The organism is Paenibacillus sp. MMS20-IR301, from assembly GCF_032302195.1.
Taxonomy (GTDB): domain Bacteria; phylum Bacillota; class Bacilli; order Paenibacillales; family Paenibacillaceae; genus Paenibacillus_AQ.
Map to the genome: position 1 here is coordinate 4,628,794 of NZ_CP135275.1, position 26,335 is coordinate 4,655,128.

The window sequence follows — 26,335 nt, forward strand, 5'->3', positions numbered from 1 at the left end:
GCCTATGCTATACTGATCAGGAAAATATAACCATTTCGGAAGGGTGATTATTTTGTCAGAAGCAATTCTTAAGAATCAAGTGATTCAGAAGGCATGGGAAGATCCAAGTTTCAAACAGAGACTACTCACAGATCCGAAAGCAGCCCTCCAAGAAGTGCTGGGAATTAACCTTCCTGACAACATCACATTGAAGACGGTAGAGGAAGGCTCCAATGAATTCTATCTGGTCATCCCTCCTAATCCTGCTTCAGGCGTAATGAAGACAGATGTCGCCCCTCTTAGTTCCTGGTAGGCCTATAAGATTATAGTATTCATCAGGAGTTGGGATCATCCGGACCCTCTGCCCGCGGCAGAATGGTGATGGATTCGGTCCCGGCTCCTTTTTTGCTCATAAACCGGATTTCCCCTTCCATTGCCTCAATAATGCGGAAGGTCACCATCAGCCCGAGACCGGTCCCCTTTGTCTTATTGGAAGAGAAATACGGCTCACCCAGCCGGCTGAGCACCCCCGGTTCCATCCCGACTCCGTTATCCTTGATGTGAATATGTACCTTATCCCCCCGGCCATAGGCCAGCAGATGAATAGTACCTTCATTCTCCAGCGACTCAATACTGTTCTTAATAATGTTAATGAGCGCCTGCTTGAACTTGGAGGAATTGCCTTTGACCCGCAGGCCTTCTTCTACGTCCAGGATCATCTTGCCTCCGTTCAAGTGGCATAAAGGCAGCAGTATACTCCGGATATGCATGAATTCTTCATTAACATCAAGCAGCGAGACCTGTTCGAACTCCGGTTTGGCAAACGTCAGGAAATCAGTGATGATGCTGGCCGCGCGGTCCAGCTCACTAAGGGCCATGAACAGGTATCTCCGCTCATCCCCGCTCGACTTCTCGCTGAGCAGCTGCAGGAAGCCTCTTGTGACCTGAAGCGGATTGCGTACCTCATGCGCCACAGAGGCGGCAAGCTCGCTGATAATCTCCATTTTCTCCGAACGCTGCAGTTCATTATTGAATAGCTCCAGCTCCCGTGAATACCGCACAACCTGCTGATGATTCTGCGCCAGCCGGCGCCCCAGAATGACAATCAGCGACAGGATGAACACAACCAGCGCCCATTTCCAGTAGAACAGATCATAATTCCCGCCCTTGATGTAATACCAGATCAGCTCGGAGACCCCGGTTAATGCCGCAGTGCCGAAGCCCACCGCAAAGATAATTGCATCCTTGTTGCGTCTCAGGGAGAACACGATGACACAGCCGATAAGCAGAATGAATTGCAGAATCATAATAATACCGATAATTCTGGCCGAGACGATGTAATAGAATTCTACAAATCTGTCGCCGGAGAGTGCGTTTATAATCAGACAAATCAGACAGAAGAAAGAATAGCAGGTTTGAAATTTACGGAACTTGCGGATCATGCCGTACTTGCCGCCGCCGAATATTTTCTCGAACAGGAAGGTCAGGGCAGGGAGCAGCGACAGCAGCGCTATATCAAAGAACACCACACTGATCCCGCCAAGATAGCTGTAGAAGGAATAAGTGAAGGGAGAATAGGTAATGGACAATATGCCAGTGGAAGCAATGACGATCGACAGAGAGGCAGCAACCCCGAAATATTCCTTGTTCAAATAAAAAGCACACACAAACAGGACCACCGCCACAAATATAAAGGCGCCGCCCAGAATGAGGTCGATGAGGCCGTTTTTGATATAATCCTTAATCAGCACACTGTGCTCGCCAATCCTTACATTCTCTTTAATTCCGATCCGGTCCTGCAGCGTTTCCGTCCATATGTACATGGTCTTGCCGTTATCCCTGAAATCCAGCGGCACCAGCAGTGAATAATTATCCTTGATGAAGCTGCGGTCGCCTTCAAAAATCAGCCGCTCCTCTACATACACCTTAACATGCAGCGCATAGATGGTCTGAATATAAACAGACGGCGAGGTGTAGCTGTAATCAGGCAATGTAATCTTCGTCCAGGCAGACGATACGCCGGTTGGCATCTGCGGCATGTCCACCTTCGCTTCTACATCCATCCAGCCTTCCGTATCACTTACAGGAACCTTGCGTCCGCTGTCGCCCGGCCCCTCCTGCCACTTCATCTGCCAATGGCTGATCTCGCCGGCCGGGTGCGGGCTACTTTGCGCCGAGACCAGAAAGGAACCGCAGATAACAGTGAGCAGGAGCACAACCAGCGTTATATGTAAACTTTTGAACGTCAAAGACATGCAAGCACCTCAGAAGAAAGTTTCAGAAGCAATGTTCTGTTAATGTTAGTATTTCGCTCAACCCTCTGCCCATCCCTTCAAAAAAACGGAATAAACAAAAATAATTTCTAATTATTGATCAAGGCTGGCAGTTTAACAATAACTTCTGTTCCCTCACCCTTCCGGCTATGAAATTCAATAGAACCGTTCATCGCTTCAATGATACGGAAGGTGACCATCAGACCGAGACCTGTCCCCTTCGTTTTGTTGGAATAATAAGGCTCACCCAATCGGGCCAGCTCACTGACCTTCATCCCCTCGCCGTTATCCCGCACACTAATCAGGATCTGCCCGCCGGTCCTCCACGCAGTTACTACAATCAGACCTTCTTCCTCCAGCGACTCGATACTGTTCTTGATCAGGTTGATGAACGCCTGCTTGAATTTGGCCGGGCTACCGTTCACCTGCAGGTCCTCCTGCAGCTGCAGCTCGATGGCTCCTCCCTGAAGATTGGCCAGGGGAACGAGAATTCCCGACACATGCTTCAGCTCTCCCGAGACTTCGAATACATCTTCCGCATCGGTGCCGGGCTTGGCAAAGGTCAGGAAATCCGTAATAATTACCGATGCCCGGTCCAGCTCCTCCATAGCCATCTGCAAATACTCCTTCTCCTGCTTGCCTGAGCGCTCCCCCAGAATCTGCAGGAAACCCCGCGTTACCTGCAACGGGTTCCGTACCTCATGGGCAACCGAAGCCGCAAGCTCGCTGATGATCTCCATTTTCTCCGAACGCTGCAGCTCATTATTGAATTTCTCCAGCTTCCTGGAATATTCCACTGCCTTCTCATGGCTGCCGGCAAACCTCCGGCCCAGAATCACGATGAGCGATATAACGAAGACCACGACTCCCCATTTCCACCAGTGCAGATGATATCGTTCAGCCGAGAAGAAGTAAATCAGCAGCTCACTCAGTGACAACACGGCAAATACCGAGAAGCCAATTGTGAAGATTATGGCATCCCGATTGCCTCTGCGGGCATAAGACAGCGACATATACAGCAGATATATGAACTGGGCGATCATGAGCATACCGGCTACATTGACCGTCAGAAACCTGTAAATATCATCGATCCGGAAAGCAAGCAGTGCATTGAGCAGAAGCGCCCCCAGGCAGAAAAGCGAGTACGCCACTTGAACATTGCGCAGCCGGGTAGTCAGCCCGCGCTTGCCGGGTCCGAATAGCTGTTCGAAATAAATTGTAAATGACGGCAGAAGCGTGAACAGTGCCAGATCGAAGCAGACCTCCGTCAGACGCCCCCCGCTGCTTACAATCAGCGGAAGGAACGGTGAATACGTAATCAGCAGCACACCAAAGGAAATAATGACCAGTATCAGGAATAAGCCGCCGGAGAAAAAGTCCGGTTTAAGGAACAGCAGGCAGATCAGCAGCGCCCCGCCCATAAAGACCAGCGCCGCTCCGATGACCAGATCGACCATATCCTGCTTCACATAGAAGGACAGCAGCTTCTCATAGCTGCCTACCCTGACCTCTCCAAGGGTTCCAAATTCCCTGCCGCTGCCGGCGCTCCAGAGATACAGCTGGCCGCCGCTGTCTCCGCCCGATAACGGAATCAGTACCTTATTCCCGTTATAGTTTATGACCCCCTTGGAATCATAGATTAGCCTGCCGTCTATATATGCTTTTAGGCGGTCACCATATACTTTATCAATCAGAAGTGCCGAATTCGCCTCTGTCCGCGGTAGAGTAAACCGCAGCCAGGCAGAAGCAGCACCTGCAGGCGCATGGGGCCTGGGTGACTCTGCCTGCACAGTCCTCCACGCTCCGGAAGGTGCTGCCATGGTCTCCTGAATATCACTTCTCGCTGTCTGCTCCCACTTAAGCCCCCATACCGGCAGGGCAACCTCCTTGTGTCCGCCCCATTCCATGGCGATGCCAACCGGAATGACGGCAATCACGAGCAGCAGCATGATTAACGCTGCCGCTGTTTTTGTTGATGGCAACTTCATTGTGGCACCTCAGTGAATCCTTAGTTGTATTTACATAGTTCATATGATTCTTATTTTCGACAACGTTCGCACTATACCTGCCTAATCTTGCAAAAAACCTCGAAATAACACGTATGATTTGGTTATTTCCTCTGAACATTGAATATATTAAGACAATGGGCTGCCTTACAGGTATACAGATTCGCCTCTGGTGTAACGGGTATACAATTACTATAAGATGAAGGAGGCTTGCCATGGACACCCGCCGGAAACCAGCCAAGGAACAAGCCGATGTTCCCGATGATTTGATTACCGAACGTGATATTGATGAGGATTTCGGCCTGTTTCAGGAAGGAAGCTATCCCGGCGCACTGCCGGATGAGGATCAGGAAGCAGCGCTTAAGCATGCTGTTCCTAAAGAGGGCCAGACGTAAATTCAAAGGAGCTGAACAGCAATGGGCAATGAGTTCAACAAGACGGAAGCTGATTTCGTGTATGAGCGTTACACCAAAATGGGCAGCATCCCCCCTGAACAGGATATTCCGCTGGAAGAGCGGCGGCCGCTAGGGACGATTACCGAGCAAAGCCCTGGCACCGAAGCCAGCGATAACGGCAACCAGCCGCTCGAATCTGCGCTGGCCAGCCATGATCCTGCTAACTTTACACCGATCGATTTCGATGGTGTAGTGGATGACGGATCAGATCCGGCGCTGGTAGGTGACAATATCCTGGCAGCCGATATCGGGCTGAACGTCCCGGACTCCGGGCTTGGCCCGCGTTCCGGGCGGACACTCCCTTCCACCGGGACTCCCGGACCTGAACGGGACGAGCTGCTGGAATCCGCTGCAATCTACGCGGCCGGCGCCGCAGGACTGACGGGCAGCGTAATCGATTATGCCGATGAAGAGGATACGGCGGGGGAATGGACGGACGGGGACGAGCTGCCGCTGGAGGATATCCCGGATGCGGATGACCTCGCCCCCGGCAGTGACGTTGACCCGGTCTCTCCGGACCTTGATGCCATGCCGGGAACGGATGTCCTTAACGGCTCCAGCGGTGAAGAGGAATAACCGCCAGTTTACCTGTAGCTTGCTGCTGCGTGACGCCATGCTTGCGTCTTGACTTTTAAGCCAAATCAACTTACGATAATTTCATTCAATACGGCGATGGAGTTCGCCATAACCGTCCCTTACGGGACTAATGACTCCTACCAGTGGTCACCCGCTGGTAGGAGTCTGTTTATTTTCAGGAGTATATTATAGGTACGGGGGCAAATCGGATGAAGAAGACATACGACCGCTGGATACAGCTCGCAGCGGGCCGGAGCCAGCTTGCACTGCTGAGCACATTCGTGAAATGGGTAATCCTCGGGGGACTGGTAGGGTTACTGTCGGGAAGTGCATCTGCACTGTTCCTGTCCAGTCTGGATGCCGTGACCAGGATCCGGCTGGAGCACGCCTGGCTGCTGTTCCTCCTTCCCTTAGGAGGCGCAGTGGTCAGCGGCTTGTATATGCATTACGGAAAGAGCAGCGCCAAAGGAAACAATCTGATTCTGGAGCAAATCCGGCAGGGCACCGAAGCCATTCCGCTCCGGATGGCACCGCTGGTGCTTGCGGGAACACTGATTACCCATCTCTTCGGCGGTTCTGCCGGCCGCGAGGGTACGGCTGTACAGATGGGCAGCAGTCTGGCAGATGCCCTTGGACGATGGCTTAGAATTACTCCGGCCGACCGGACGATTCTGCTAATGTGCGGCATAAGCGGAGGCTTCGGCTCGATCTTCGGCACTCCGCTGGCCGGAACCGTCTTCGGTCTTGAGGTGATTGCGATCGGACTGCTCAGCCACAAGGCACTGCTGCCCTGCTTCGCAGCCAGCTTTACCGGCGATCTCGTCACCACCCGCTTATGGGGGGTCCATCATATCCATTATAAGGTCGATCTGTATCCGGCGATGGATGGACTGGTGCTGCTTAAGGTGATTGCCGCCTCCATTCTGTTCGGTCTGGCCAGCCTGCTGTTCAGTGAGCTTACCCATTATTTGAAACGCAGCTTCACTGCACTTATTGCAAATCCTATGTTAAAAAGCTTCACCGGCGGCCTGATCATTATCGCCTTGGTCTACATAGCCGGTTCGCGGGATTACCTCGGCCTCGGGATCCCGCTGATCAGCGATTCCTTTGAATCCGGGGTTCATCCCTTCGCCTTCCTCTGGAAGCTGATCTTCACCGCCTTCACCCTGGGAACCGGATTCCAGGGGGGCGAAGTGACACCGCTGTTCGCCATCGGGGCGACTATGGGGAACAGTCTGGCCGGACTGCTTCATCTCTACGGGCCTTTCCTGGCTTCACTCGGTTTCATCGCCGTGTTCTGCGGAGCCGTCAACACACCGCTCGCCTGCTTCATTATGGGCATTGAGCTGTTCGGCTCCGGCGGAGCGGTATACATGTTCATCGCCTGTGTCATCAGCTACCTCTTCTCCGGACACAGCGGCATATATAGCTCCCAGCTCATCGGCATCTCCAAAAGTGCCCTGCTTCCCGTCCCCGAAGGGACGACACTGGCAGACTCCAAGCTTATAAACCCCCGTTCCAGGGGACAAGACTTAAAGTAATCTCTCTGTACCGCAGGCAGACCCGGCAGGAGCAATACGGTTTTGCATCAGGCGGGACAAAGAAGGTATGATATATGGGTTAGTACAATCAGATGATAAAAGCATAAAAGGAGAGATTCAGACGTGAAGCTTATGTCAAGAAAATCCGTCATTCTGCTGGCGGTAATGTGCCTGATGCTTGTGGTCCTGGCAGGCTGCGGCAACAAGCCGGCGGCGAACAATGCTGCGGGCAACGGAGGCAGCAACGCTTCCGGCAATACAGCGGGCAGTGAAGCTACAGCTGCTCCGCAGAATAATGCGTCCGGCAATACCGCAGCTACAGAAGGCGTACCTTCGGCGGACGCCAGCCATCCGGTCGTTACTATTGAAATGGATAACGGCGGTATTATTAAGGCCGAGCTATATCCTGAAGTTGCCCCTAATACAGTCAACAACTTCATCTCGCTGATCCAGAAAGGCTTCTATGACGGAACCATCTTCCACCGGGTCATTCCCGGCTTCATGATTCAGGGCGGTGACCCTGACGGCACAGGGATGGGCGGTCCGGACTACGCAATCGCCGGCGAGTTCTCTGCGAACGGCTTCACCAACAACCTTCAGCATACGGAAGGCGTTCTGTCGATGGCCAGAAGCCAGGATATGAACTCGGGCGGCTCACAGTTCTTCATTATGGCTGCTGATTATCCAAGCCTTGACGGCAGCTACGCTGCCTTTGGCAAAGTAACGGAAGGGATGGATGTTGTCCAATCTATCGTCAACCTGCCGCGTGATGCCTCCGACCGGCCGGATCAGCCGCCGGTGATGACCAAGGTTACGGTAGACACGCTTGGCGTGACCTACCCCGAACCGGACAAGCAGTAGAAATATATGTCTTTATGAAATACAGCAGCGGCGGAACAAGACTTAGGAATCAAGTCTTGCTCCGCCGCTGTTTTAAGATTAAACGGAGAATTCATCAATAATCTCTGCCACTTCAATTTCCCCGTTGATCAGCAGCTCTGGAAGTCCGTTGTTAATATTGCCCTGCCAATATTCTCTTGCTTGTTCAATTTTCCGGGCGAAAGGCACCCCTTCTTCCTTTGGCAAAAGGTTAGCGTCGCCTTCAAAAATGGCCCCGGTAACCCGAAGCTTCACGATCTGTAACACCTTCCGGTGGAATGAATCAAATAATTCTTTCCATTTCAGAGCGTCCTCGTAGCTTCTCGCAGCATATAAGCAAGACAAGCGTGAAGGATATTCAGGATATTCCTGCAGCCTTACCATTTCCACAATTACTTCTCTGATTGCTCTAATGGTCTGGCCAACATAATTCATCGCTACATCTGCATTCTCTTTATCCAGCTTCAATCCATCGTTAGTATAATGGCCTTCCATGATCTGAATGAAGTCTTCACCCTTGAAATTCAGCTGCTCCTTCTCAAAAAAGAAGTTATACAAGGTATTCTTCTGATTGCTGTCAAAGCGGATGATCTGGCCTAAAGCCATCTTCTTTCTGGTTACAAGGTGATATACGTACAATTCTTTCTCTTGCATAACCCGTCCTCCATTAACTGTGAACCCCTGTTTTTATTTAGTATCATTCACTTGAGCAGCGGTGAAATTTCTTGTTAAATTCTTCAGCCATTTCAATTGACGATACCGCATTAAGGCCGCCGGCATTTTAACAACTTCATCCAGACTGATTACGATATAAATAGCGATAGGCGGGAAATGCCATACAAAAGCGCTGATATAACTCAAAGGCAAAATCACGCCCCACATTACAATCGTATCACACCAAAAACCGAATTTGGAATCCCCCCCAGCAACAAATAAACCGGCAATGGTTGTTGCGTTCATCGACTTGGCAATACAATAGTAAGCACATATATAAAGCATGCCATGCAAATACTCTTGTGCATTCGGACTCAGATCAACCGCAAGGAATACCAACGGTTTCATTAGTAATATGAGTCCGCCGGAAAGAACGCCAAATATCAGTGCATACCAGATCATGCGGCTCCCAGCCTTCTTTGCCATATCAATATCGTTGTTGCCCAAATACTTGCCTACAAGAACTGAACCCCCGGCCGCAATCCCCCCGGATAATACAACAGCCAAATTTTTCACTACGGATGCAACAGAATTGGCTGCAACCATATCAGCGTTTACATGTCCGATAATTGCTGCAGTCGCAGTCAAAGCACCGCCCCATACGATATAGTTACCTTGTACAGGCGTTGTGTACCTCAGATAATCCTTCAGTAATTTGCGCTGAGCTTCATCATGCTTAGGGAGCTGGAAGCGGACGGTTCCCCGTGTAACGGAATAGATATAACACCATCCCAGTTCAAAAAACCGGGCAGCAACTGTCGAAAGGGCTACAGCCGTGATTGCTTTTTCGGGCATATCCGGAAAAAACACAAATATACTTAATGCATTTAAAAGGATATTTAAAAGCAAGCCTGAAGAACTGATTAAGGCACTCAATCGTGCCTTCTCCATACTTCTGATCACACCCAGATACATCTGAGCGAATCCCATAGCAAGATAGGAAAAGGAAATTGCATGAAGAAAGCTGGCTCCGTAGCTGATTAATTCATCATCTTGCGTAAAAAACTGCATAAGTTCATTTGGAAACTTTAAAGAAATAACGAAGAAAATAAGAGAGATAACAACGGCAAACGCACAGGCAATATTGAGAACTCTTTGAATGGTTTGCATGTCCTTTTTACCCCAGTATTGTGCGGCAAGAATACCTGCACCAGCTGACATTCCCATATAAAACAGGGTAAGAACAAAGGTGATTTGTCCTGCCAGGGATACTGCTGACATTGCGGACTGGCCTACGGCCCCTAACATTACAACATCTGCCGACACTGCAGCGGCCGCTATAAGATTTTGTAACGCGATAGGAATAACAAGATTCACAAGCTCCCGGTTGAATGTGCGGTTAAAGGTTTTATCTGTTCTATTCAAAATAGCTTACTCCTGCAAAGATAATATATGAATAATTGTGTTCATTACTGCATCATCATCATTAGATCCTGTGATGTATTTTGCAGCCTCTTTAAGTTCAGGAACAGCATTCGAGACAGCAAAGCTGTAGGCAGCACGGACAAGAAGCTCCAGATCATTGTATCCGTCTCCAAAAGCCATAGTCTCTTCCGGCTTGATATTCAGCAGATGCTGCAGGTGCTCTACAGTCGTACCTTTGTGTACATTAATGTTAGCAATATCGATCCAGGCGGCTTCAGACGCTACTATATATGCCGATTCGAAAAATCCGGAAAGTTTCTTGCGTGTTTCGAAGCATTGCAGCGCCGGGTCATAAATTGTTATTTTCACAAAATCATCCTGTATCTCCTTGAAATCAGCAACCTGTCTGACCTGAGCATAAGACCTTCTGACAAGATCGGCTTGTACAGTGTCTTTAATGACAGCCCCCTTCCGGGTGCAGGCAATAATAATATGATCCAGGCTGATTTCCTCCAGTAGCCGGATAATCTCCAGACCAAGCCTATTGCTAAGCAGGTTCTCATAAACAAATTCTCCGTTATGCTTAATACGCGTGGCGCTGTCCCCCAATATCCAAAGATCCTTTGCATCCTCTCCGAATAATTCTTCAACCCTCTCACACTGCTTACCGGTAACTGGAGCAAAAATAACACCTTGCTTCTGCATTATCTTTTTTACATCCTTATATAACTCTCTATTGAAATCACCCTCACTGTTCAGAAAGGTTCCATCCATATCCGTGAGTACTAATTTAATCATTACTATTCTCCCTCTCCTTCTGCTGAAGATTATCTTAAGCCGGCTTCTTCATCCAGATCCTCTTGTGTAATTCCTCTGTCTTTGTAATAATATTTCCGGTCATGCTCATCAATCATGCGCATTACTTTACAGGGATTACCAACGGCCAGAGAATTTGCCGGAATATCTTTGGTCACTACACTTCCGGCACCAATCACAGAATTTTCACCGATAGTGACTCCGGGACAGATGGTGACATTGGCACCAATCCAGCAATGATCTTGAATGTTTACAGGAAGTGCGTACATGTACCCCCGGTAATCCGGATGGAGCGGATGTCCCACAGTAGCAATGGTTACAGCAGGTCCGAACATCACGCCCTTTCCGATAATAATTTTAGTATCGTCGACAAAATTACAATTGAAATTAACATAAGACCCGTCCCCAATTTCAATATTGGTTCCATAGCAAAAATAGAAAGGGGGTTCAATCCATGCGTTTGTTGCTTTACCAAATATTTCAGCCATAAGCTGAACCCGTTTATTTAAGGCATCCGGCTCTGTAGAGTTATAGGCAAGCATCCGCTTTTTCGCCTGCATTCTGTCCTCCGGCAGTCCTTCACAATAATCAGTAAACAGCTTTCCGGAAGCAATCCGCTCTCTCATAGTCATAGCATTCTCTCCTCATTCATTCTTATTTTTCATCAAAATTGTATTGCATTATTGTTCTATTCAAGCAAAACGGATATAATTTTATCAAAATCGTATTATTTCCAAGGGGATGCTGGCGTGAAAACAAAGCTGGAAGTATTCTCCGACTTATCGGAAGAATTAAATTACAATCATCCTAATTTCCCGCTCTACGTGAGAAAAGGATTGCTAAACCAATTTGATAAATACGCTGCCGCGTGTCACTGGCATCCTGATCTGGAATTTATTTTGGTGCTGGAAGGCGAAATGGAATACTTTGTGAATGGCGAAATCGTAAATATCGGACAAGGGCACGGCTTTTTTGTTAACAGCAGACGTCTTCATTATGGTTTTTCTTCCAGGAAAATAAATTGTTCATTTCTGGTCATTGCCATACATCCCGCACTGTTTGGAGAAGGCGGAGTTTTGGGCAAAACCTTTTTTGAAGAGAACTTTGGTTCTAATACTGAAGACTACCTTCTGCTTACGCAGCAAAGTGATTGGGAAAAGAACATCCTACTGGCTTTAGAAGAAACTTATAAGGAAATGAACCGCACTCCGCATAACCCGCTGCGGCTGCTTTCTCTGGCTGCAGGACTTTGTGCCGATATAAGTGATCATATACAGCATGCCCCCGGGCAAGTTAACGATAACCAGTCCTGGATTATCCTCAGGAATATGACCGGGTTCATTCATCATCACTACGCTTCGAGAATAACGCTTGATGAGATCGCTGCTGCCGGTTCTGTCTGCCGAAGCAAATGTTGCGGATTATTCGATGAATATACCGGAAAAACCCCTAACTCTTATCTCGTGCGTTACCGCATTCAGAAGAGCTGTGAGATGCTGGCGGAAACCAATAGATCCATTAGTGAAATTGCCATAAGATGCGGATTTCAAAGTGCGAGTTACTTTTCATATGTTTTTCGTAACGAAATAGGTTTGACGCCATTGAATTATAGAAAAAACAGCCGGATCCAATCCTCTCTGGAAAAATGAATTAATCCCCCTTCCTCTTCACATTTTAATAATAGTATTTTTTTCATCATTTAAATCTCAAAATCAGCTTTATTTTTATCAATATCGTTCAAATTCAAACCTAAGAATAATACAATCGCTTCTCTTTTTCAGGCTGATTCCTCCGCTGCGCAAAAAAGCCATCGTCCAACAACCGGACAATGGCTCTTTAATTAACCTCATATAAAGGGATGCTGCGGCTTACTGGAAAAACGTATTCTTGGCCTTCCACTGCTCCAGCTTGATGAATACCCAGAAGCCGTAGATTCCCAGTGTAATCACAGACAGGAGTAACCACTTAATCCAATGTCCGAACAGGCTCACGGCACTGCCTTCAAACCGCAGGCGCTGCCCGTTCACCACGGTATGCTCTGCTTTCCAGCGGTAGATCATAACTACGGACCAGGGATAGCAGATACCCAGCGTACAGACGGTAACCAGCCAGCCGGCCAGGCACCAGCCGATGTATTCGATCAGCTTCCCGTCAAAGTAAGATCCTCTGCTGCCATGATTCATTTCCGCATTCCAGTTAACAGCCCCCATAAACTTCCACCTTTCAAGTCTGCAAAATGTTTCCTGGTTCTATTTTCCTGATTATCCATCCCATAATCTGCTACATTTCTCACTATTCCGCCAAATATTATCTTCTGCTGAGGGCATGCTGCCCGTTTTGCAGGAAGGTACTGCGGCTGCGGCGCAGCAGGGCAATCCGCTCCTCGGCAAGCTGATCCGCCGCTGCATAAGCCGGAATTCCGTTCAGTGACGAGATTTCCAGTACACGGGTGATGCTGTCGTAGATTTTGGCGATCTGCTTGAATGCCCGTTCCTTGTTGTAGCCGTTCAGCTCATCCGCGATGTTAATTACACCGCCGGCATTAATAACATAATCCGGAGCGTAGACAATTCCCATCTCATGCAGGGCGGTCCCGTGGCGCGGCTCCGCAAGCTGATTGTTGGCTGCACCGGCAACGACCTTCGCTCTCAGATGCGGCAGTGTTTCATCATTAATCGTTCCGCCTAAAGCGCATGGTGCATAGATATCGCAATCCGTCTTCATGATTTCATCAGGGTTCACGGCAGCAGCACCGTATGCCTCTACCGCGCGGGCCACAGCTTCCTTATGAATGTCAGTGACAATCAGGCGTGCACCTTCCTCATGAAGATACTTGCAGAGCGTGAAGGATACGTTGCCGACACCTTGTACCGCTACAGTTCTGCCTGATAGCGAATCGCTGCCGAAGGCTGCTTTTGCCGCTGCTTTCATCCCCTGATACACCCCGAAGGCTGTAGCCGGTGAAGGATTGCCGGATGAGCCGTATGTAGCCGAAATACCAGTAACGTAATCCGTCTCCTGATGGATGATGTCCATATCCTCTTCTGTAGTCCCTACATCCTCAGCTGTAATGTAACGTCCGTTCAAACCCTGTATGTATCTGCCGAAGGCGCGGAACATGGCCTCGTTTTTATCTTTTTTGGGATCACCGATGATTACCGTCTTGCCGCCGCCCAGATTCAGCCCGGCTACGGCGTTTTTATAAGTCATGCCCTTAGCCAGCCGGAGCGCATCCGTCACAGCTGCTTCTTCCGTAGCATAAGTCCACATTCTCGTCCCACCCAGGGCAGGTCCCAGTGTAGTGTCATGAATAGCAATGATTGCTTTTAACCCTGATGCCTTATCCTGACAAAATAACACCTGCTCGTAATCATGCTGCCCCATTGCTGCAAACAATTCCATTAGATTCATTTCTCCTGTCTCTGCATTTTGTTCGTGTTACGTTTCATTACAAAGCTAGTCCTTCCAGAATCTGTTGTCAAGTTCATTTGTCCCTTTTTCAGGTTTTTTCATGAAAATCCATGAAAGAGCAGACATCAGCCTTACATCTCTTGTCAGAGGGCTGGCTGATGTCTGCTGCCGGTTTAGCTTATTCATGCCCAATATTGATCCGGCCGGTATTCAATCTCGGATTGTACAGTTATAGTTAAGCGTCCTGCTTCCGCATCATAACTTACCGGAAGATCACCTACGTAGTACCAGTGCTTAATCACCGGACCGTGAGCCGGCTCCTCGAACCGGAATACATTCAGCTCTGACTTCAGCTCCACTACAGCCGCACCTTTATCTGCCGGCACTCCCGTTAAGGTAATCAAGGTCAGTCCGTCCTGCTCATCGAAGGTATATCCGGCACCATCCGTGCTGCTGACCAGCATGCGTCCGGTGACTGAATGCTTAACGAGCACTCTTTCCTGCTCTGCCATTTGAGGTTCCTCCTTCATATATGTGCTCAGGCAAGTTACGGCAAATCGATCAGCATGACCAGCACATCCGCTCCAGCCTTCAGCGTAAGTGATTCTGTCTCCTCAATCCGCGCGGAATCCCCCGGCTTCAGCACATGCTCACCGTTAAGCGTAAGCCCGCCCTCTATCAGATACACAAAGCTGCGCCGCCCCGGCTCCTGGCGGAAATCAAGCTTATTCCCCGCCTGCACCCTGCCGAGATAAATCGTCATTTCCTGGGCAATGCCGACAATCTCTGCCGCAGGCTCTGCTGCGACTACCGGCAACAGCCTCCCTGCAAGCTTACCCGGGTCAAACCGCCCTGTTGCATACGAAGGCGCCGTTCCGCGGGTCCGCGGCATAAACCACAGCTGCAGGAGCCGGACCGGCTCGCTGCTTGACGGGTTATGCTCCGTATGAATCGCACCTGTTCCCGCCGACATCCGCTGAATTCCGCCAAATGTTGTTTCAGCCACATTACCCAGGTTGTCCTCATGGCGCAGCACGCCGGACAGTACGATGGAGACAATCTCCATGTCACTGTGCGGATGGGCCCCGAAGCCTTTTCCCGGAGCAATCGTATCATCGTTACAGACCCGCATAGGGCCAAATGAAGTGTTATCCGGATCATAGAAATCCCCAAATGAGAAAACATGGCTGCCTTTCAGCCAGCCATAATCGAACCGGTGTGCAGACTCTGCGGGATAGACTCTAATTATTGTAATCCCCTCCTCAATGGTTTGCTGATGCGGCCTTGCCTATGCCCAGTGTAGCAGAAAGCTCATGAAACAAGAAGAAACGGGTACCGCCCCGCAGGCAGCATCCGTTTCCCTAATCCGGTACAGCTTATTATGTTCAGCATGTAATGTCCGGCATAGCCGCTCAGGTAGTTGAAATCTGCAATTCAGAAACGATGAACCACTTCTTGGAGACCGTATCCTTCATATAGACCTGAATGGTGTAGTTGCCCTTTTCCGTAAAGCTGGAGGTATAGGCAGCCGATTTGAACCAGAAGCTCTCCTTCTTCTCTGTAATCTGCTGATTATCCACAGTATCCGTTTTGCCGGAAGGGTCGGTGATCGTTATTTTCAAATCCGAAATTTCTGCACGCAGATGATCCACCTGCACCAGAGCGTAGAAGGTACTGCTGGAAGCACTTCTCACCTTGCCAAAAATCTTCCCTTGATCATCCAGCAGCACCGTGTTCACATTCGGCTTATAGATGCGTACTGTACCTGCCGACTCGTCCCGGGACACGATGGCCTGCATGCTCTCGGTAAGCTGCTCCAGCGGCAGGTAGGCTTCAGCCTCCACAGTCAGCCCGGGCTGCTTCTGCAGTACATTATTCAAATATACCGAGAGATCACCCTTCCCAGCAGCGGCATACAGCAGCCCCCCTCCCGAAATGACCATCAGTCCAAGTGTTGAAACTGCCAGCTTACGCATCTTTCCCATCATTGCCGCCTCCCAGAAGATTCCTATGCTGATTATACCCGTCAAACGCCAAGGAGTTGCTGTGCACTCTAAAAAAATAATCTCAAAAATCAAAAAAACCGGCTGTCCCATCCTGTTGAGGATGCTGCAGCCGATCATTTGTCAAATTATAGAAAATAACGATCCGGATGATCTGCCGGAGCCCCTGTTACAGCTTGGCAATCGTCTCCGTCAGCACAGGTACGATCTGTGATTTGCGGGATACTACACCCTTCAGCACCGCTTTGTTGTCATCCAGCTTCACATTGTAAGCCTGCTCTACAGCGCTGGCAGCGCGGCCGAGGGCCAGTCCCACGGAATCGTTATTCAGGATATCGGTCACTACGAACAGGAACAGATCCAGTCCTTTGTCGTCAATGATCGCGCTCAGAGCGGTTTCCAGTTCAGCCTGCTTGGAGAGTACATCATTGACATCCACGGCATTAACCTGGGCGATTTCCACTTTGTATTCACCCATCTTGAATTCCTTGGCATCCAGGGAGATCAGCTGGGCAATACTCTTGTCGCTCAGATCAGCACCTGCTTTGAGCATAGCCAGGCCGTAGCTCTCAGCATCTACACCGGCGATGTCAGCCAGCTCACGCGCAGCGGCAACATCCTGTTCAGTGCAGGTTGGGGATTTGAACAGCAAGGAGTCGGAAATGATGGCGGACAGCATCAGACCGGCAATGTTCTGCGGAATAGCAACTCCATGCTCCTTGTAGAGCTTGTTCAGGATAGTTGCAGTACAGCCAACCGGTTCCGCACGGTAGTACAGCGGATGAGCCGTTTCAAAGTTCGCGATCCGGTGATGGTCGATAACTTCTACTACACGGACCTGATCGATATCATTCGCGCTTTGCTGGCGTTCATTATGGTCAACCAGAATAACCTGCCCAGCTTCAGCCGCAACATTCTCTACGAGGCGCGGAGCTTCCACGCCGAATTGATCAAGCGCATACCGGGTTTCCCCGCTGACTTCGCCCAATCTGACTGCTTCAGCATCCCAGCCGAGTTCTTTCTTCAGTGCTGCATAAGCGATTGCCGAACAGATTGTATCTGTATCCGGATTTTTGTGGCCAAACACCAATGTTTTTTCCATTTCCAATCTCCTTACTTTGATTTTATTGAGAATAATATACCATACATTGCTATAACCCTGCCAGAAGCAGCCGGAAACCGGTCGGCCCCCCCCACAAAGCGGAGTCTTGGCTTTGGGTTAACTCAGAGCTTTGCGGTATTCCACTGCGGCATTCCCGGCTTCGTCTTCGGCAACGCTTCCGGCATGTCCTCCCCGCTTAGCGGCTCATTGTCCGAGAATAAATCCGGGTTCGCCTCCAGCATGCGGCTTAAGACCGCCGTCGTGCGCTCTGTGCCGCAGATCATGACTGCTGCATCACCGAAGCGGCCTCTGCGCAGAGCGCCTCCGTCCTCCAGCACCGCCTCCACCTTCCAGAAGTGCTGCGACCAGGACAGCCCGCAGTGCCGGCGTGAAGGAACCGGAATTTCCTCCCCGTCAGGCGTAATCGTAATAAGCGGCTCATGCCCGTCCGTCATCCGGCCGGGGATATGGACCCATTCCTCAATACCGTGAATGAAGGTATTCCTCCGCAAATCGACGCCGAGCAGCATGATGTCCGCCTTGCGGTCCAGCAGCCTGCCGTAGACCGAGCCGCGCGCGCAAGGCGTATCCCAGCGCTCCTCTCCGGCAGTGAAGCTGAGCGCATCGGCACCAAGTGCTGATACAGAGTGGGTGGGATGCCAGGAGCGGATGACCCCCGGCCGCTTCCGGAACAGCTCCGGCAGAATACCGACGCAGACAGGCGAGTCTGTCACAGAGAAGCGCGGATGCTGCGCGTTGATATAAGACCAGGTATGCGCAGGCAGGACCAAGAGACCCTCCTTCATATATTCAGAGAGGACATCCAGTACGGTGTCTGCTCCTCCTTCTACTTCACCGATACTTTTGAACGAGGAATGAACCAGCAGCGTTCCGTGCGGATCGATTCCCATGTCCTTCAGCTGTTTCAGCAGACTTGCCCGTGTATGCATGATTAGCCCCGCTTTCCTGAATACTAAATTCAGATACTAAATAATGATGTTGCATTTTTAATCATTAACTATTAAAATTATAGTAACTTAATATTACTCACCTAATTAACTGCTGCTGTAACTAACAATCACTGTACAGAAATCCTGCCCGGGATACAACATTCCGGTTACATTATTGAATCCAAGGAGGGCTTTATATGAGTCTAACATTAAAAGGGCTGCATCATGTATCCGCCATTACGGCTAAGGCACCGGAGAATTATAAGTTCTATACTGAGGTGCTTGGACTGCGCCTGATCAAAAAAACGGTAAACCAGGACGATGTCTCCGTCTATCACTTATTCTACGGTGACGAAGCCGGCAATCCCGGCACCGAGCTCACCTTCTTCGAGCTGCCGAATGCCGGCCGCAACCGTGACGGCAATAACAGCATCTCTGCTCTGTCGCTGCGTGTGCCGGGTGACGAGGCACTGCTCTACTGGACTCAGCGCTTCACAATCTACAATGTCGAGCATGATGAAATCACTGAGCGCGGCGGACGCAAGACGCTGGCCTTCACCGACCACGAGGGGCAGCGGCTCATTCTCGTCTCGGATGAGCATAACCAGGGCATGGCCGGCGGCAAGCCCTGGGACCGGAGCCCGGTTCCCGCTGAATACGCCATAGTCGGCCTGGGTCCGGCGCATCTGACGGTAGAGACCGCCGAGGATACAGCACTCATTCTGGAGCAGCTGCTCGGGTTCCGCCGCAAGGGCACTTATCCTTCGCTGGCAGCCGGACAGCCCGATGTCATCGTGTTCGAGACCGGCGAAGGCGGCTCCGGCACCGAGATCCACCTGGAAGAGCGCAAGGACCTGCCGCAGGAGCGGCTTGGCCGGGGCGGCGTACACCATGTCGCCTTCCGGGTCGACAACGAAGAGGAGCTGAAGCTGTGGATTGAGCGGATCCGCACCGTCCAGCTGCCCAATTCCGGCTTCGTTGACCGCTTCTACTTCCGCTCGCTGTACTTCCGCGAGCCAAACGGGATATTATTCGAGCTGGCTACCGACGGTCCCGGCTTCGCCACCGATGAAACGCTCGAGCATCTTGGCGAGTCCCTCGCTTTGCCCCCGTTCCTCGAAGCTAAGCGGCCGCAGATTGAGGCTCACCTGAAGCCGCTGGATACCCGGCAGCAGGCTTAAGCTTTAGATCTTCACAGCAAAAACTCCGGACCGTATGACGGCCCGGAGTTTTTGCATCTGATGGAGCATTAGCCGGCAGGACCTGCCCTGTTCAGCTCTCCGACCAGGTAATGGTGAAGATATTAAAGCCCGGCCGTGCGGTCGAGGGTTTGCCCGTAATGGACACCGGACTGGTGCCGCCCAGTCTGCCGGTAATTTTGACCGTGCTGGCTGTCACCGTCTCCGATGCATTATCCAGCCGTTTGATTTTCACATATTCACTGTAGACGAAGCCCATCGTATCCAGCGTCTCCTGTGTGGAATACGTGAAGGCGGCCTTCTTCACCCCGCCGGCATCCGTGTCTACCGTTGTTGCAATCACAGCATCCGCCGGAATCGGGAAATCCTTCGGCAGGTTGACCGGACGGGCCGTGCTTTCCGCCGGAGCTGTATTACCGCTGCCGCCGGAACTGCCCGGTGCCGGAAGAGCCGCGCTGCCGGTGCCGATTCTTACTTTATAATTCGCCGCATCATAGGTGATCGGCACATCCAGCGCATCCGCAATGGAACGGATCGGCAGATAGGTGGTGCCCTCATAGGTGATGGGTGTCAGGGTTTTGCCGTTGCCGTCCTTGAGCCAGTACGGGCTGCCATCCACCACAACTCCAAGGCTGTGGTTCAGATAGGCCTTAATCTGCTGCAGTTTGGCAGCTGCAAATACTCCCGCTGAGCTTGTAACTGTAAGTACCGCTATTACGGCGGCGACCAGCCATTTTTTATACATCATAATCCTCTCCCGTGTATTGAGATGAATATCAGGATGATTGGAACGTCCTTATATATTTAACACGGGGAGAATATTTTCAATCGCCAGGGCCGTCAGCTTACAATCTTCAGCAGCTCATCCAGACTGCGGATTTCATAGGTAGGCACTATTCCCGGAGCGCCGGGCTTCTCCAGCGGATTGAACCAGCAGGTATCGATGCCGTAGTTCATCCCGCCCTGAATATCCGAGGTGAGGGAGTCACCGACGATCAGCACTTTGCTTTTATCCGAAATATTCAGTTTGGCAAAAGCATAATCAAAAATCCCCGTCTCCGGCTTCTGGTATCCTGTCTCTTCAGAGATAATAATAGCTTCGAATACCTCACTCAGCGGCGATCCCTTGATTCTGGACTGCTGCACATCCTTGATCCCGTTAGTGATAACAGCCAGCCTGCAGCCGGCAAGCTCTGCGCACAGCTGAACGGCTCCTTGAATCAGGAAGGTACCTTCCCCCAGGAACCGCAGGTAGGCATCGCTGAACTCCTCCGGCTTAAGCTCAAGGTTGTGTGCGGCAAACAGCCGGTTGAACCGTTCCACGCGCAGCGCTGCAGAAGTAATCCGCCCCTGCTCGAAATCCTTCCACAGCAAATGGTTGATTTCTTTGTAGCTGGCCGCATAATCCTCCGCCCCTGTAGGCAGGCCGAAATGGGCAAAAGCATGGTACAGGGCATGGCTCTCAGCCATCCCGTAATCGAATAGTGTGTCATCTGCATCAAATAAAATTACGTCGTATTTCATAATTCCCTCCACCTTCATTTGTCCGAATCGACAAGGTATCCCCTTCTGGGATATAATTTAGACAGACATGCTCAAATAAATCAACGGGGTGATTGTCATTTTATACGTTTTAGCATTTCTTGTGTCGTTTTCTATCGTTTATCTGCTGATCCCACCTCTTGGCAAGCTCGCTTTCCGGCTCGATTTCGTGGACAGGCCCCGGAAGGATGTTGAACGCAAAATACATAGGGAGCCGATTCCGCTTACAGCCAGTTACGCTATATTCGTAGGTTTCTTTATTACATATCTGCTGTTCGCCCGTGAATTCTCCCTGGAGACGCTGGCTCTGTTCATCGGCGGTGTGCTTCTGCTGACTATAGGAACCATTGATGACTGGTACAAAACCAAAGGCAAGGATTTCCCGGCACTCCCTAAATTCATCGTGCAGATTGCCGCAGCCGTCCTGGTCTTCCTGTCCGGCAATGCCTTTACCGGCTTCATCAACCCCTTCTCGGGTGATTACGTCTCCTTGCCTTTCATTCTGCAGTTCCTGCTGACGATCATCTGGATCTTCGGCGTAACCACAGTAATTAACTTCTCTGACGGCATGGACGGGCTGGCCGGCGGACTTACTGCAATCTCCGCTGTTACCCTGTTCATTGTGGCGATTACGATGGGGCAATCCTCGTCGGCCATGATGGCTATATCACTGGTCGGTGTTACCATAGCATACCTGCGCTTCAATAAGGCACCTGCCAAAATCTTCATGGGTGACGCCGGCGCTACCTTCCTCGGCTTCATTCTGGCCGTGATCGCGCTCGACGGTGCCTTCAAGCAGGCTACAGTGCTGTCCCTGTTCATTCCGATACTCGCCCTCGGCGTACCGATCTTCGACAACATCTTCGTGGTTGTCAAACGTTTCCTTAAGGGACAGGCCATCTACCAGGCCGATGCGACCCAGGTCCATTACCGCCTGCTCAAAGCCGGTCTGAACCAGCGGCAGGTCGTTGCCGTGCTCTATCTGGTCAGCGTCTGCCTGTCGCTGTCTTCGATTATTCTGCTGCTGATTCAAATCTAGGCATCGCTAAGATATCCGCACAAAGTGCCGCCTTTTCATGAAGTTTACTCAGGTACTTTGCGGGGGCCCAGAAACACATAAATTCTTATCCATTTAATTAAACCCACCCTTCGCTGAGGGGTGGGTTTGTTGTGTTGTGGCGGACGGCTGTTCGCTCGCCATAGCGCTTGCTCTTGACCTTGACTTTGACTTTGACTTTGACTTTGACTTTGACTTTGCTCTCGCTTGTCCTTGCGGACACCACAGCTCTTATTCCTGTAAAATCAGCCTGTTTCTGGTCCTTGCGGACTCAGATGCACTTATTCCTCTGCATTTGCTCCAAATCGCGCCTGTTTCCGCGAAATAAGGTCTGCTGTGTCCGCAAGGAGCTTCAGCAGGCTTGTTCAGCCGAAATAACGGCCCGTGTGTCCGTAAGCAGCCGCCTCCGCGCACGTTCACTCCCCGTTCTCTGCAACAAACTCCGACAGCTGCCGGTAAATGCCCACGATCTCGGGCAGCGGCATCCGGACAAGCCCGCTGGAGGAGGGGGCAACGAACTCCCGCACTCCGTCGACCACCGGTGTTACCCCTTCCTGAAACCCCCAGCCGGCTTTGCTTCTCCGGCTGAACTCCGTGTACACGCCCTTGCCGACGAAGCAGGCAATCTGCGGCCGGTACAATTCCAGCTTGGCCCGGAGCAGCTCCCGGCCCTGCTTGTACTCCTCCCGGGTAATATCCTCAATGCCTACCGTAGGACGGGCGACAATGTTGGTGAACCCGTAACCCAGCTTCAGCAGCTCACCGTCCTCCGATGCATCATACAGCCGCGGTGTCAGTCCGGACTGATGCAGAATCCGCCAGAAGTTATTGCGCGGATTGGCGTAGTGATGACCCAGCTCCCCGGAGCGGATGCTGGGATTGAAGCCGATGAAGACAATCTGCAGCCCATGGTCCAGATGATCTGCTACTTCCTCCAGCTGCTGCTCCGACTGTTTCTCTCCGTGTTCTTCCGCATGCTCTTCCAGCCTCTTCCCCTCCTGTCCAGTCAGCCCGGCCGCTTTCACCGGACTGCCGCCCTCACTGATTAAACCCAAGCTTATATTTCCAACAACATACGGCAATCATCCGCACCTGTCAAACCGCCGGCACCGGCCATGCCCGGCAATCCGCTGCATACAGCAATGCCCCCGCACGGAGTGATCTCCGGTAACAGGGGCATTATGATTTAGACAGACAGTCTTATGGTAGGAGTGCTTTAAGCGCCGGACCGACATCTTGTTCGTTCAGTGAAATAAAGTGAACTGTCCCGCTTTTGTACTCTATCTTCACTACATATCTTCCCTCTTGTCCGGTGAAATTACGCCGGTGCTCAAGGATATTGCTGATCTGGGCCGGGTCTGACACGACAGCAGACCGCTTCTCGCTGCGGGCCAGCTCTAGACGCGTACCGGGATTATAGATCAGCCCGGCGGGGATTGCACTCTGATGCTCATCCCTGAAGATCTCCGCTGACACTACATCTGCAGCTGTAACCTTAATTTTATCAGCATAACCTTTCTGCTCCAGCCAGGCGGTCATCTTCTCATAGGACGGGAACCAGTCATACGTATAATAAACCTGATATATGTTCGAATTCTGCTTAATGGCTAATTTAATCGTAGCCCGTCCGCGCTGATCTCCTGTCTGGTCTTCATAAGACATGTCCAGCAGCTCCTGCTTCAGAATTTCCCTGAATTCCTGAACCTCCTGCGGGTCAGAAATGCTGATTACCCTCTCCAGATTGCTCAGCCTGAAGCTTTCAACGTCCTCGTTCAGCCGTGACAGCAGGTATTTCTTCTCTTTGAATTCCATATTCTCCATAACCGCTTTCAGCTCCGGCTCGAAACCCGCTGCCGGAATCCAATAGGACCGCATCAGCGTCCTTCCGTTTGAAAGCTTGTAGGCCAGAATGAACTGGCGGCTTCCGTTATAATAATTATACCGCAGCTCCGGCTGCTGATCCGGCCTCAAGGCCACAACAGCACGATGCAGTGCGGTTACAGCTTTAATGTATTGCGGGTCTGAGGATAACAGCTCCTCCACCCGTTCTTCACGGGTAGTACTTCCTTGCATGTTCTCTGTAATCTCCCTGTAATTCCCCCCGGCATATACCGCAGCCACGTTATCCTTCGCCGGAACCCGGTCCTCATACCCGGTCAATCCGGATACGGGAATATAGAGCAGCAGCCCCAGCAGTACGCTGTACACTGCGAATTCCAGCGGCAGCCTGCGGTTCATAATTTGCCAGGTTTTGCGGAGAATCATCTCAACGGCAATGTAACCTATAAGTCCCCCCGCAAGGGCACTGGCAATGGTCAGACCGTTATTACCGCCCGCACTGCCGAAGTAAAGGGACGCCAGCAGCATACTGCAGAGCATCACACCAGCTTTGAACAGCGGGTTGAAGTAGGTGAAGGCCAGCGCCTGTCCGGCTTTTTCACTATGGCGTATACGGTACAGCACGAATGACAGCGCCATGAACAAGGCGGACAGACAGCCATATATCCACATCTCCATAACGGTGAACGGCTTAAAGGACAAATCCATAATCCGCATAAACGGTGCCCAGTAGGTAAGAATGCCCTGCAGGCCAAACCAGTCCGGGAATCCGTACAGGTACCTGTTGAGATGCAGGTTGATGAATTGCAGCAGCGCGGCCGGCAGAACCAGCAGGATGCATACCAGCACCCCCTGCAGAATGGTCTGCCCGGTACATATGCCTACAAAGATAGTGAACACGTACAGAAACAGCGTCAGCAGACTGACCGTCAGGCACCATTCCCATACCGCAGACCCGCTGTAGATATACATATTCCCTTCCAGCGAACGGACAACAGCCGTTACGGCGGCGGTAATCCAGACCGGCAGCAGCAGCAGAATCAGCCCGCTTACCGTATGGGAAGCCAGCAGCTGCGGGCGGCGGAACGGCAGGACATGCCAGAGATCCGAAGACTTTTTCGACTGCAGATAACGGGACAGGAACAGCCCGGCACCGATAGGAAAAGCAATCAGGACCGGCGAAATATCTATGCCCAGATTGAATAAACGGTTCAGCTTCGTTGGCTCCGCCAGCGGATCACCGTTCATGAACATCTGCAGCGGAACGATGAAGAGGAGCACCAGCGCATACAGAACCCCGATCCAGCCGTGCTGCCGCAGGTTCTGGCGGATGATACTGCCGCTAAAGAAGAATCGGCTGTGCGTCATAACCGGCATCCCCCATTTCATAAATAAAGATTTCTTCCAGTGTCAGCGGCAGCAGATCAAATACATAAGGCTCGTATACGTGAAAAGCCTCCGCGATCCGCTCACGGTCGCCTTTGACAATGTACAGGCTGACACTGCCGCGCTGTTCCCGGTGCAGAATCTGCAGCTTCGCCTCCAGCGCTCCCGCATGCCGTTCATCCCGTAATGCCACCTGAACCTTATGCGTATCCGCCTTCAGATCATCCAGATCCTTCTCTACCAGCATCCGCCCTTCGTGCATAATGCCGACGTGGTCACAGAGGTCCTCGATCTCGCGCAGATTATGCGAGGAGATCAGCACGGTAAGCCCGCGCTCAGCCACCTCCTGGAACAGCAGATTCTTGATCTGCCGGCGCATGACCGGATCGAGCCCGTCGATCGGCTCGTCCATAATCAGTACCTCCGGCTGGCAGGCAAGAGCCAGCCAGAAGGCGGCCTGGCGCTGCATTCCCTTGGAGAAGCGGCTCAACTTCCGCCGGGGGTCCAGCCGGAAGGCTGCGGCAAGGCCCTCATACCGCTGCTGGTTCCAGCCGGGATATACCCTGCGGTAAAAGGCTGCCATGCTCTTAATGGTAGCTTGCGGGAAGTAATAGGGGCTGTCCGGCATAAAGATTAGCCGGCTCTTCACCTCCGGTGTTTCGAATACCGGCTGGCCGCCGATTTTGACGCTGCCGGTGTCAGGACGGTAAATGCCCGCAAGCATCTTGAGCAGCGTTGTTTTGCCGGCTCCGTTTGAGCCTAGCAAACCGTAAATAGCCCCTTTATGTACAGTCAGCGAAAGATGGTCCACTGCCTTGTCCTCTTGAAATATCTTGCTCACTCCGCGTATCTCAATCATGTCCCTTCTCCTCTCTTCTCTGGTCCAGCGCCTGGCGGTACAGTGCGCTAATCTCATTCTCCGTAAATCCGAGATAAACAGCCTCGGCCATCAGCCGCAGCAGCCCCTCCTTCAATTCAGTCCGCTTGCTCTCATTCTGTTCCTGCTGCAGCGGAGCCACGAAATTCCCTTTGCCCTGCAGTGAATAGATGTAGCCTTCACGTTCCAGTTCACGGTAGGCCTTCTGAATCGTGTTGGGATTCACCGTGAGCTGGGCAGATAATGTTCTGACTGAAGGCAGCTGCTCATCCGCCTGTAGAATGCCGTGCATAATCAGCTCTTTGACCTTATCCGTCAACTGCTCGTAGATCGGCTTGCGGCTGCGTATATCCAATTCGAACATG

Annotated in this window: 27 protein-coding genes and 1 riboswitch; of the genes, 8 read left to right on the forward strand and 19 right to left on the reverse strand. The window is 51.3% G+C overall.

Annotation, left to right across the window (positions count from 1 at the left end; all coding sequences use genetic code 11):
* Positions 1-49: 49 nt before the first annotated feature.
* Positions 50-292, forward strand: coding sequence for an NHLP leader peptide family RiPP precursor (locus tag LOS79_RS19890; RefSeq protein ID WP_315422347.1), 243 nt, complete (start codon positions 50-52; stop codon positions 290-292).
* A gap of 22 nt (positions 293-314) precedes the next feature.
* Here the strand turns inward: LOS79_RS19890 and LOS79_RS19895 are convergent, their stop codons facing one another.
* Both LOS79_RS19895 and LOS79_RS19900 read right to left on the reverse strand, forming a co-directional pair.
* Positions 315-2,228 carry an ATP-binding protein gene (locus tag LOS79_RS19895; RefSeq protein ID WP_397386669.1) on the reverse strand — a complete coding sequence of 638 codons (1,914 nt, stop codon included), beginning with the start codon at positions 2,226-2,228 and terminating at the stop codon, positions 315-317.
* A 113-nt stretch (positions 2,229-2,341) separates the two neighbouring features.
* A complete protein-coding gene (locus tag LOS79_RS19900) occupies positions 2,342-4,240 on the reverse strand; it encodes an ATP-binding protein (RefSeq protein ID WP_315411787.1) in 1,899 nt (632 codons plus the stop codon).
* Positions 4,241-4,473: 233 nt separating this feature from the next.
* On the opposite strand from LOS79_RS19900, the gene LOS79_RS19905 reads away from it, so the two are divergent.
* The 4 genes from LOS79_RS19905 to LOS79_RS19920 all read left to right on the forward strand — a co-directional run bounded on the left by LOS79_RS19905 (position 4,474) and on the right by LOS79_RS19920 (position 7,691).
* On the forward strand, positions 4,474-4,653 hold the full coding sequence (locus tag LOS79_RS19905; RefSeq protein WP_315411789.1) for a hypothetical protein: 180 nt from the start codon (positions 4,474-4,476) through the stop codon (positions 4,651-4,653).
* A 21-nt stretch (positions 4,654-4,674) separates the two neighbouring features.
* Complete coding sequence (locus LOS79_RS19910; protein WP_315411790.1) at positions 4,675-5,289, forward strand: hypothetical protein; 615 nt, start codon at positions 4,675-4,677, stop codon at positions 5,287-5,289.
* A gap of 83 nt (positions 5,290-5,372) precedes the next feature.
* Positions 5,373-5,436: riboswitch (Fluoride riboswitch) on the forward strand.
* Between the two features lie 62 nt (positions 5,437-5,498).
* On the forward strand, positions 5,499-6,830 hold the full coding sequence (locus tag LOS79_RS19915; protein ID WP_315411792.1) for a voltage-gated chloride channel family protein: 1,332 nt from the start codon (positions 5,499-5,501) through the stop codon (positions 6,828-6,830).
* A gap of 132 nt (positions 6,831-6,962) precedes the next feature.
* On the forward strand, positions 6,963-7,691 hold the full coding sequence (locus LOS79_RS19920; protein WP_315411794.1) for a peptidylprolyl isomerase: 729 nt from the start codon (positions 6,963-6,965) through the stop codon (positions 7,689-7,691).
* 78 nt (positions 7,692-7,769) lie between these two features.
* Here LOS79_RS19920 and LOS79_RS19925 read toward each other — a convergent pair whose 3' ends face one another.
* From LOS79_RS19925 to LOS79_RS19940, 4 genes are read right to left on the reverse strand one after another with little or no spacing between them, the layout of a single operon-like run.
* Complete coding sequence (locus LOS79_RS19925; protein ID WP_315411795.1) at positions 7,770-8,363, reverse strand: DUF2441 domain-containing protein; 594 nt, start codon at positions 8,361-8,363, stop codon at positions 7,770-7,772.
* Between the two features lie 33 nt (positions 8,364-8,396).
* A complete protein-coding gene (locus LOS79_RS19930) occupies positions 8,397-9,788 on the reverse strand; it encodes an MATE family efflux transporter (protein ID WP_315411797.1) in 1,392 nt (463 codons plus the stop codon).
* A 6-nt stretch (positions 9,789-9,794) separates the two neighbouring features.
* Positions 9,795-10,586, reverse strand: a complete 792-nt coding sequence (locus tag LOS79_RS19935; protein ID WP_315411799.1) for an HAD-IIB family hydrolase — start codon at positions 10,584-10,586, stop codon at positions 9,795-9,797.
* A gap of 29 nt (positions 10,587-10,615) precedes the next feature.
* Positions 10,616-11,236, reverse strand: a complete 621-nt coding sequence (locus tag LOS79_RS19940; protein WP_315411800.1) for a DapH/DapD/GlmU-related protein — start codon at positions 11,234-11,236, stop codon at positions 10,616-10,618.
* 117 nt (positions 11,237-11,353) lie between these two features.
* On the opposite strand from LOS79_RS19940, the gene LOS79_RS19945 reads away from it, so the two are divergent.
* On the forward strand, positions 11,354-12,253 hold the full coding sequence (locus tag LOS79_RS19945) for a helix-turn-helix transcriptional regulator (RefSeq protein ID WP_315411802.1): 900 nt from the start codon (positions 11,354-11,356) through the stop codon (positions 12,251-12,253).
* Positions 12,254-12,472: 219 nt separating this feature from the next.
* Here LOS79_RS19945 and LOS79_RS19950 read toward each other — a convergent pair whose 3' ends face one another.
* From LOS79_RS19950 to LOS79_RS19980, 7 genes are all read right to left on the reverse strand, one after another.
* Entirely contained in the window at positions 12,473-12,814 is a 342-nt protein-coding gene (locus LOS79_RS19950) for a DUF898 family protein (protein WP_315411804.1), read from the reverse strand.
* Positions 12,815-12,911: 97 nt separating this feature from the next.
* The gene (locus LOS79_RS19955; RefSeq protein WP_315411805.1) at positions 12,912-14,006 is read right to left on the reverse strand and encodes a Glu/Leu/Phe/Val family dehydrogenase; all 1,095 of its coding nucleotides are present in this window, start codon (positions 14,004-14,006) and stop codon (positions 12,912-12,914) included.
* 191 nt (positions 14,007-14,197) lie between these two features.
* Entirely contained in the window at positions 14,198-14,527 is a 330-nt protein-coding gene (locus tag LOS79_RS19960) for a hypothetical protein (protein WP_315411807.1), read from the reverse strand.
* Between the two features lie 35 nt (positions 14,528-14,562).
* Positions 14,563-15,264 (reverse strand): pirin family protein, encoded by a 702-nt coding sequence (locus LOS79_RS19965; RefSeq protein WP_315422349.1) that lies wholly within the window; start codon positions 15,262-15,264, stop codon positions 14,563-14,565.
* 163 nt (positions 15,265-15,427) lie between these two features.
* On the reverse strand, positions 15,428-16,003 hold the full coding sequence (locus LOS79_RS19970; protein ID WP_315411809.1) for a hypothetical protein: 576 nt from the start codon (positions 16,001-16,003) through the stop codon (positions 15,428-15,430).
* 184 nt (positions 16,004-16,187) lie between these two features.
* Positions 16,188-17,120 (reverse strand): manganese-dependent inorganic pyrophosphatase, encoded by a 933-nt coding sequence (locus tag LOS79_RS19975; protein WP_315411811.1) that lies wholly within the window; start codon positions 17,118-17,120, stop codon positions 16,188-16,190.
* Between the two features lie 122 nt (positions 17,121-17,242).
* Positions 17,243-18,070, reverse strand: coding sequence for an AAC(3) family N-acetyltransferase (locus tag LOS79_RS19980; protein ID WP_315411812.1), 828 nt, complete (start codon positions 18,068-18,070; stop codon positions 17,243-17,245).
* A 197-nt stretch (positions 18,071-18,267) separates the two neighbouring features.
* Between LOS79_RS19980 and LOS79_RS19985 the strand changes: the two genes are divergently transcribed.
* Positions 18,268-19,251 carry a ring-cleaving dioxygenase gene (locus LOS79_RS19985; protein WP_315411813.1) on the forward strand — a complete coding sequence of 328 codons (984 nt, stop codon included), beginning with the start codon at positions 18,268-18,270 and terminating at the stop codon, positions 19,249-19,251.
* 91 nt (positions 19,252-19,342) lie between these two features.
* Here the strand turns inward: LOS79_RS19985 and LOS79_RS19990 are convergent, their stop codons facing one another.
* Positions 19,343-20,017, reverse strand: coding sequence for a stalk domain-containing protein (locus LOS79_RS19990; protein WP_315411814.1), 675 nt, complete (start codon positions 20,015-20,017; stop codon positions 19,343-19,345).
* A gap of 92 nt (positions 20,018-20,109) precedes the next feature.
* Positions 20,110-20,793, reverse strand: coding sequence for a YjjG family noncanonical pyrimidine nucleotidase (locus LOS79_RS19995; protein WP_315411815.1), 684 nt, complete (start codon positions 20,791-20,793; stop codon positions 20,110-20,112).
* A gap of 97 nt (positions 20,794-20,890) precedes the next feature.
* On the opposite strand from LOS79_RS19995, the gene LOS79_RS20000 reads away from it, so the two are divergent.
* A complete protein-coding gene (locus LOS79_RS20000) occupies positions 20,891-21,850 on the forward strand; it encodes an MraY family glycosyltransferase (protein WP_397386803.1) in 960 nt (319 codons plus the stop codon).
* A 434-nt stretch (positions 21,851-22,284) separates the two neighbouring features.
* On the opposite strand, the gene LOS79_RS20005 is transcribed toward LOS79_RS20000, so the two are convergent.
* The 4 genes from LOS79_RS20005 to LOS79_RS20020 all read right to left on the reverse strand — a co-directional run bounded on the left by LOS79_RS20005 (position 22,285) and on the right by LOS79_RS20020 (position 26,334).
* Complete coding sequence (locus LOS79_RS20005; protein WP_315422351.1) at positions 22,285-22,806, reverse strand: mismatch-specific DNA-glycosylase; 522 nt, start codon at positions 22,804-22,806, stop codon at positions 22,285-22,287.
* A 262-nt stretch (positions 22,807-23,068) separates the two neighbouring features.
* Positions 23,069-25,075, reverse strand: a complete 2,007-nt coding sequence (locus tag LOS79_RS20010; RefSeq protein WP_315411819.1) for a DUF6449 domain-containing protein — start codon at positions 25,073-25,075, stop codon at positions 23,069-23,071.
* Positions 25,050-25,952: an ABC transporter ATP-binding protein gene (locus tag LOS79_RS20015; protein WP_315411821.1), complete on the reverse strand. Its 903-nt coding sequence runs from the start codon at positions 25,950-25,952 to the stop codon at positions 25,050-25,052. The genes LOS79_RS20010 and LOS79_RS20015 overlap by 26 nt, the downstream gene beginning before the upstream one ends.
* A complete protein-coding gene (locus LOS79_RS20020; RefSeq protein ID WP_315411822.1) occupies positions 25,945-26,334 on the reverse strand; it encodes a GntR family transcriptional regulator in 390 nt (129 codons plus the stop codon). The genes LOS79_RS20015 and LOS79_RS20020 overlap by 8 nt, the downstream gene beginning before the upstream one ends.
* Position 26,335 lies beyond the last annotated feature (1 nt).

What these genes read in the sequence shown, in the direction of transcription:
- LOS79_RS19995 (WP_315411815.1), bottom strand. Translation starts at nt 20,793, where the DNA reads ATGAAATACGACGTAATTTTATTTGATGCAGATGACACACTATTCGAT.
- LOS79_RS19990 (WP_315411814.1), bottom strand. Translation starts at nt 20,017, where the DNA reads ATGATGTATAAAAAATGGCTGGTCGCCGCCGTAATAGCGGTACTTACA.
- LOS79_RS19970 (WP_315411809.1), bottom strand. Translation starts at nt 16,003, where the DNA reads ATGATGGGAAAGATGCGTAAGCTGGCAGTTTCAACACTTGGACTGATG.
- LOS79_RS19980 (WP_315411812.1), bottom strand. Translation starts at nt 18,070, where the DNA reads ATGCATACACGGGCAAGTCTGCTGAAACAGCTGAAGGACATGGGAATC.
- LOS79_RS19915 (WP_315411792.1), top strand. Translation starts at nt 5,499, where the DNA reads ATGAAGAAGACATACGACCGCTGGATACAGCTCGCAGCGGGCCGGAGC.
- LOS79_RS19975 (WP_315411811.1), bottom strand. Translation starts at nt 17,120, where the DNA reads ATGGAAAAAACATTGGTGTTTGGCCACAAAAATCCGGATACAGATACA.
- LOS79_RS19950 (WP_315411804.1), bottom strand. Translation starts at nt 12,814, where the DNA reads ATGGGGGCTGTTAACTGGAATGCGGAAATGAATCATGGCAGCAGAGGA.
- LOS79_RS19935 (WP_315411799.1), bottom strand. Translation starts at nt 10,586, where the DNA reads ATGATTAAATTAGTACTCACGGATATGGATGGAACCTTTCTGAACAGT.
- LOS79_RS20015 (WP_315411821.1), bottom strand. Translation starts at nt 25,952, where the DNA reads ATGATTGAGATACGCGGAGTGAGCAAGATATTTCAAGAGGACAAGGCA.
- LOS79_RS19955 (WP_315411805.1), bottom strand. Translation starts at nt 14,006, where the DNA reads ATGGAATTGTTTGCAGCAATGGGGCAGCATGATTACGAGCAGGTGTTA.
- LOS79_RS19985 (WP_315411813.1), top strand. Translation starts at nt 18,268, where the DNA reads ATGAGTCTAACATTAAAAGGGCTGCATCATGTATCCGCCATTACGGCT.
- LOS79_RS19900 (WP_315411787.1), bottom strand. Translation starts at nt 4,240, where the DNA reads ATGAAGTTGCCATCAACAAAAACAGCGGCAGCGTTAATCATGCTGCTG.
- LOS79_RS19920 (WP_315411794.1), top strand. Translation starts at nt 6,963, where the DNA reads ATGTCAAGAAAATCCGTCATTCTGCTGGCGGTAATGTGCCTGATGCTT.
- LOS79_RS19910 (WP_315411790.1), top strand. Translation starts at nt 4,675, where the DNA reads ATGGGCAATGAGTTCAACAAGACGGAAGCTGATTTCGTGTATGAGCGT.
- LOS79_RS19905 (WP_315411789.1), top strand. Translation starts at nt 4,474, where the DNA reads ATGGACACCCGCCGGAAACCAGCCAAGGAACAAGCCGATGTTCCCGAT.
- LOS79_RS19940 (WP_315411800.1), bottom strand. Translation starts at nt 11,236, where the DNA reads ATGACTATGAGAGAGCGGATTGCTTCCGGAAAGCTGTTTACTGATTAT.
- LOS79_RS20010 (WP_315411819.1), bottom strand. Translation starts at nt 25,075, where the DNA reads ATGACGCACAGCCGATTCTTCTTTAGCGGCAGTATCATCCGCCAGAAC.
- LOS79_RS20020 (WP_315411822.1), bottom strand. Translation starts at nt 26,334, where the DNA reads ATGTTCGAATTGGATATACGCAGCCGCAAGCCGATCTACGAGCAGTTG.
- LOS79_RS19925 (WP_315411795.1), bottom strand. Translation starts at nt 8,363, where the DNA reads ATGCAAGAGAAAGAATTGTACGTATATCACCTTGTAACCAGAAAGAAG.
- LOS79_RS19960 (WP_315411807.1), bottom strand. Translation starts at nt 14,527, where the DNA reads ATGGCAGAGCAGGAAAGAGTGCTCGTTAAGCATTCAGTCACCGGACGC.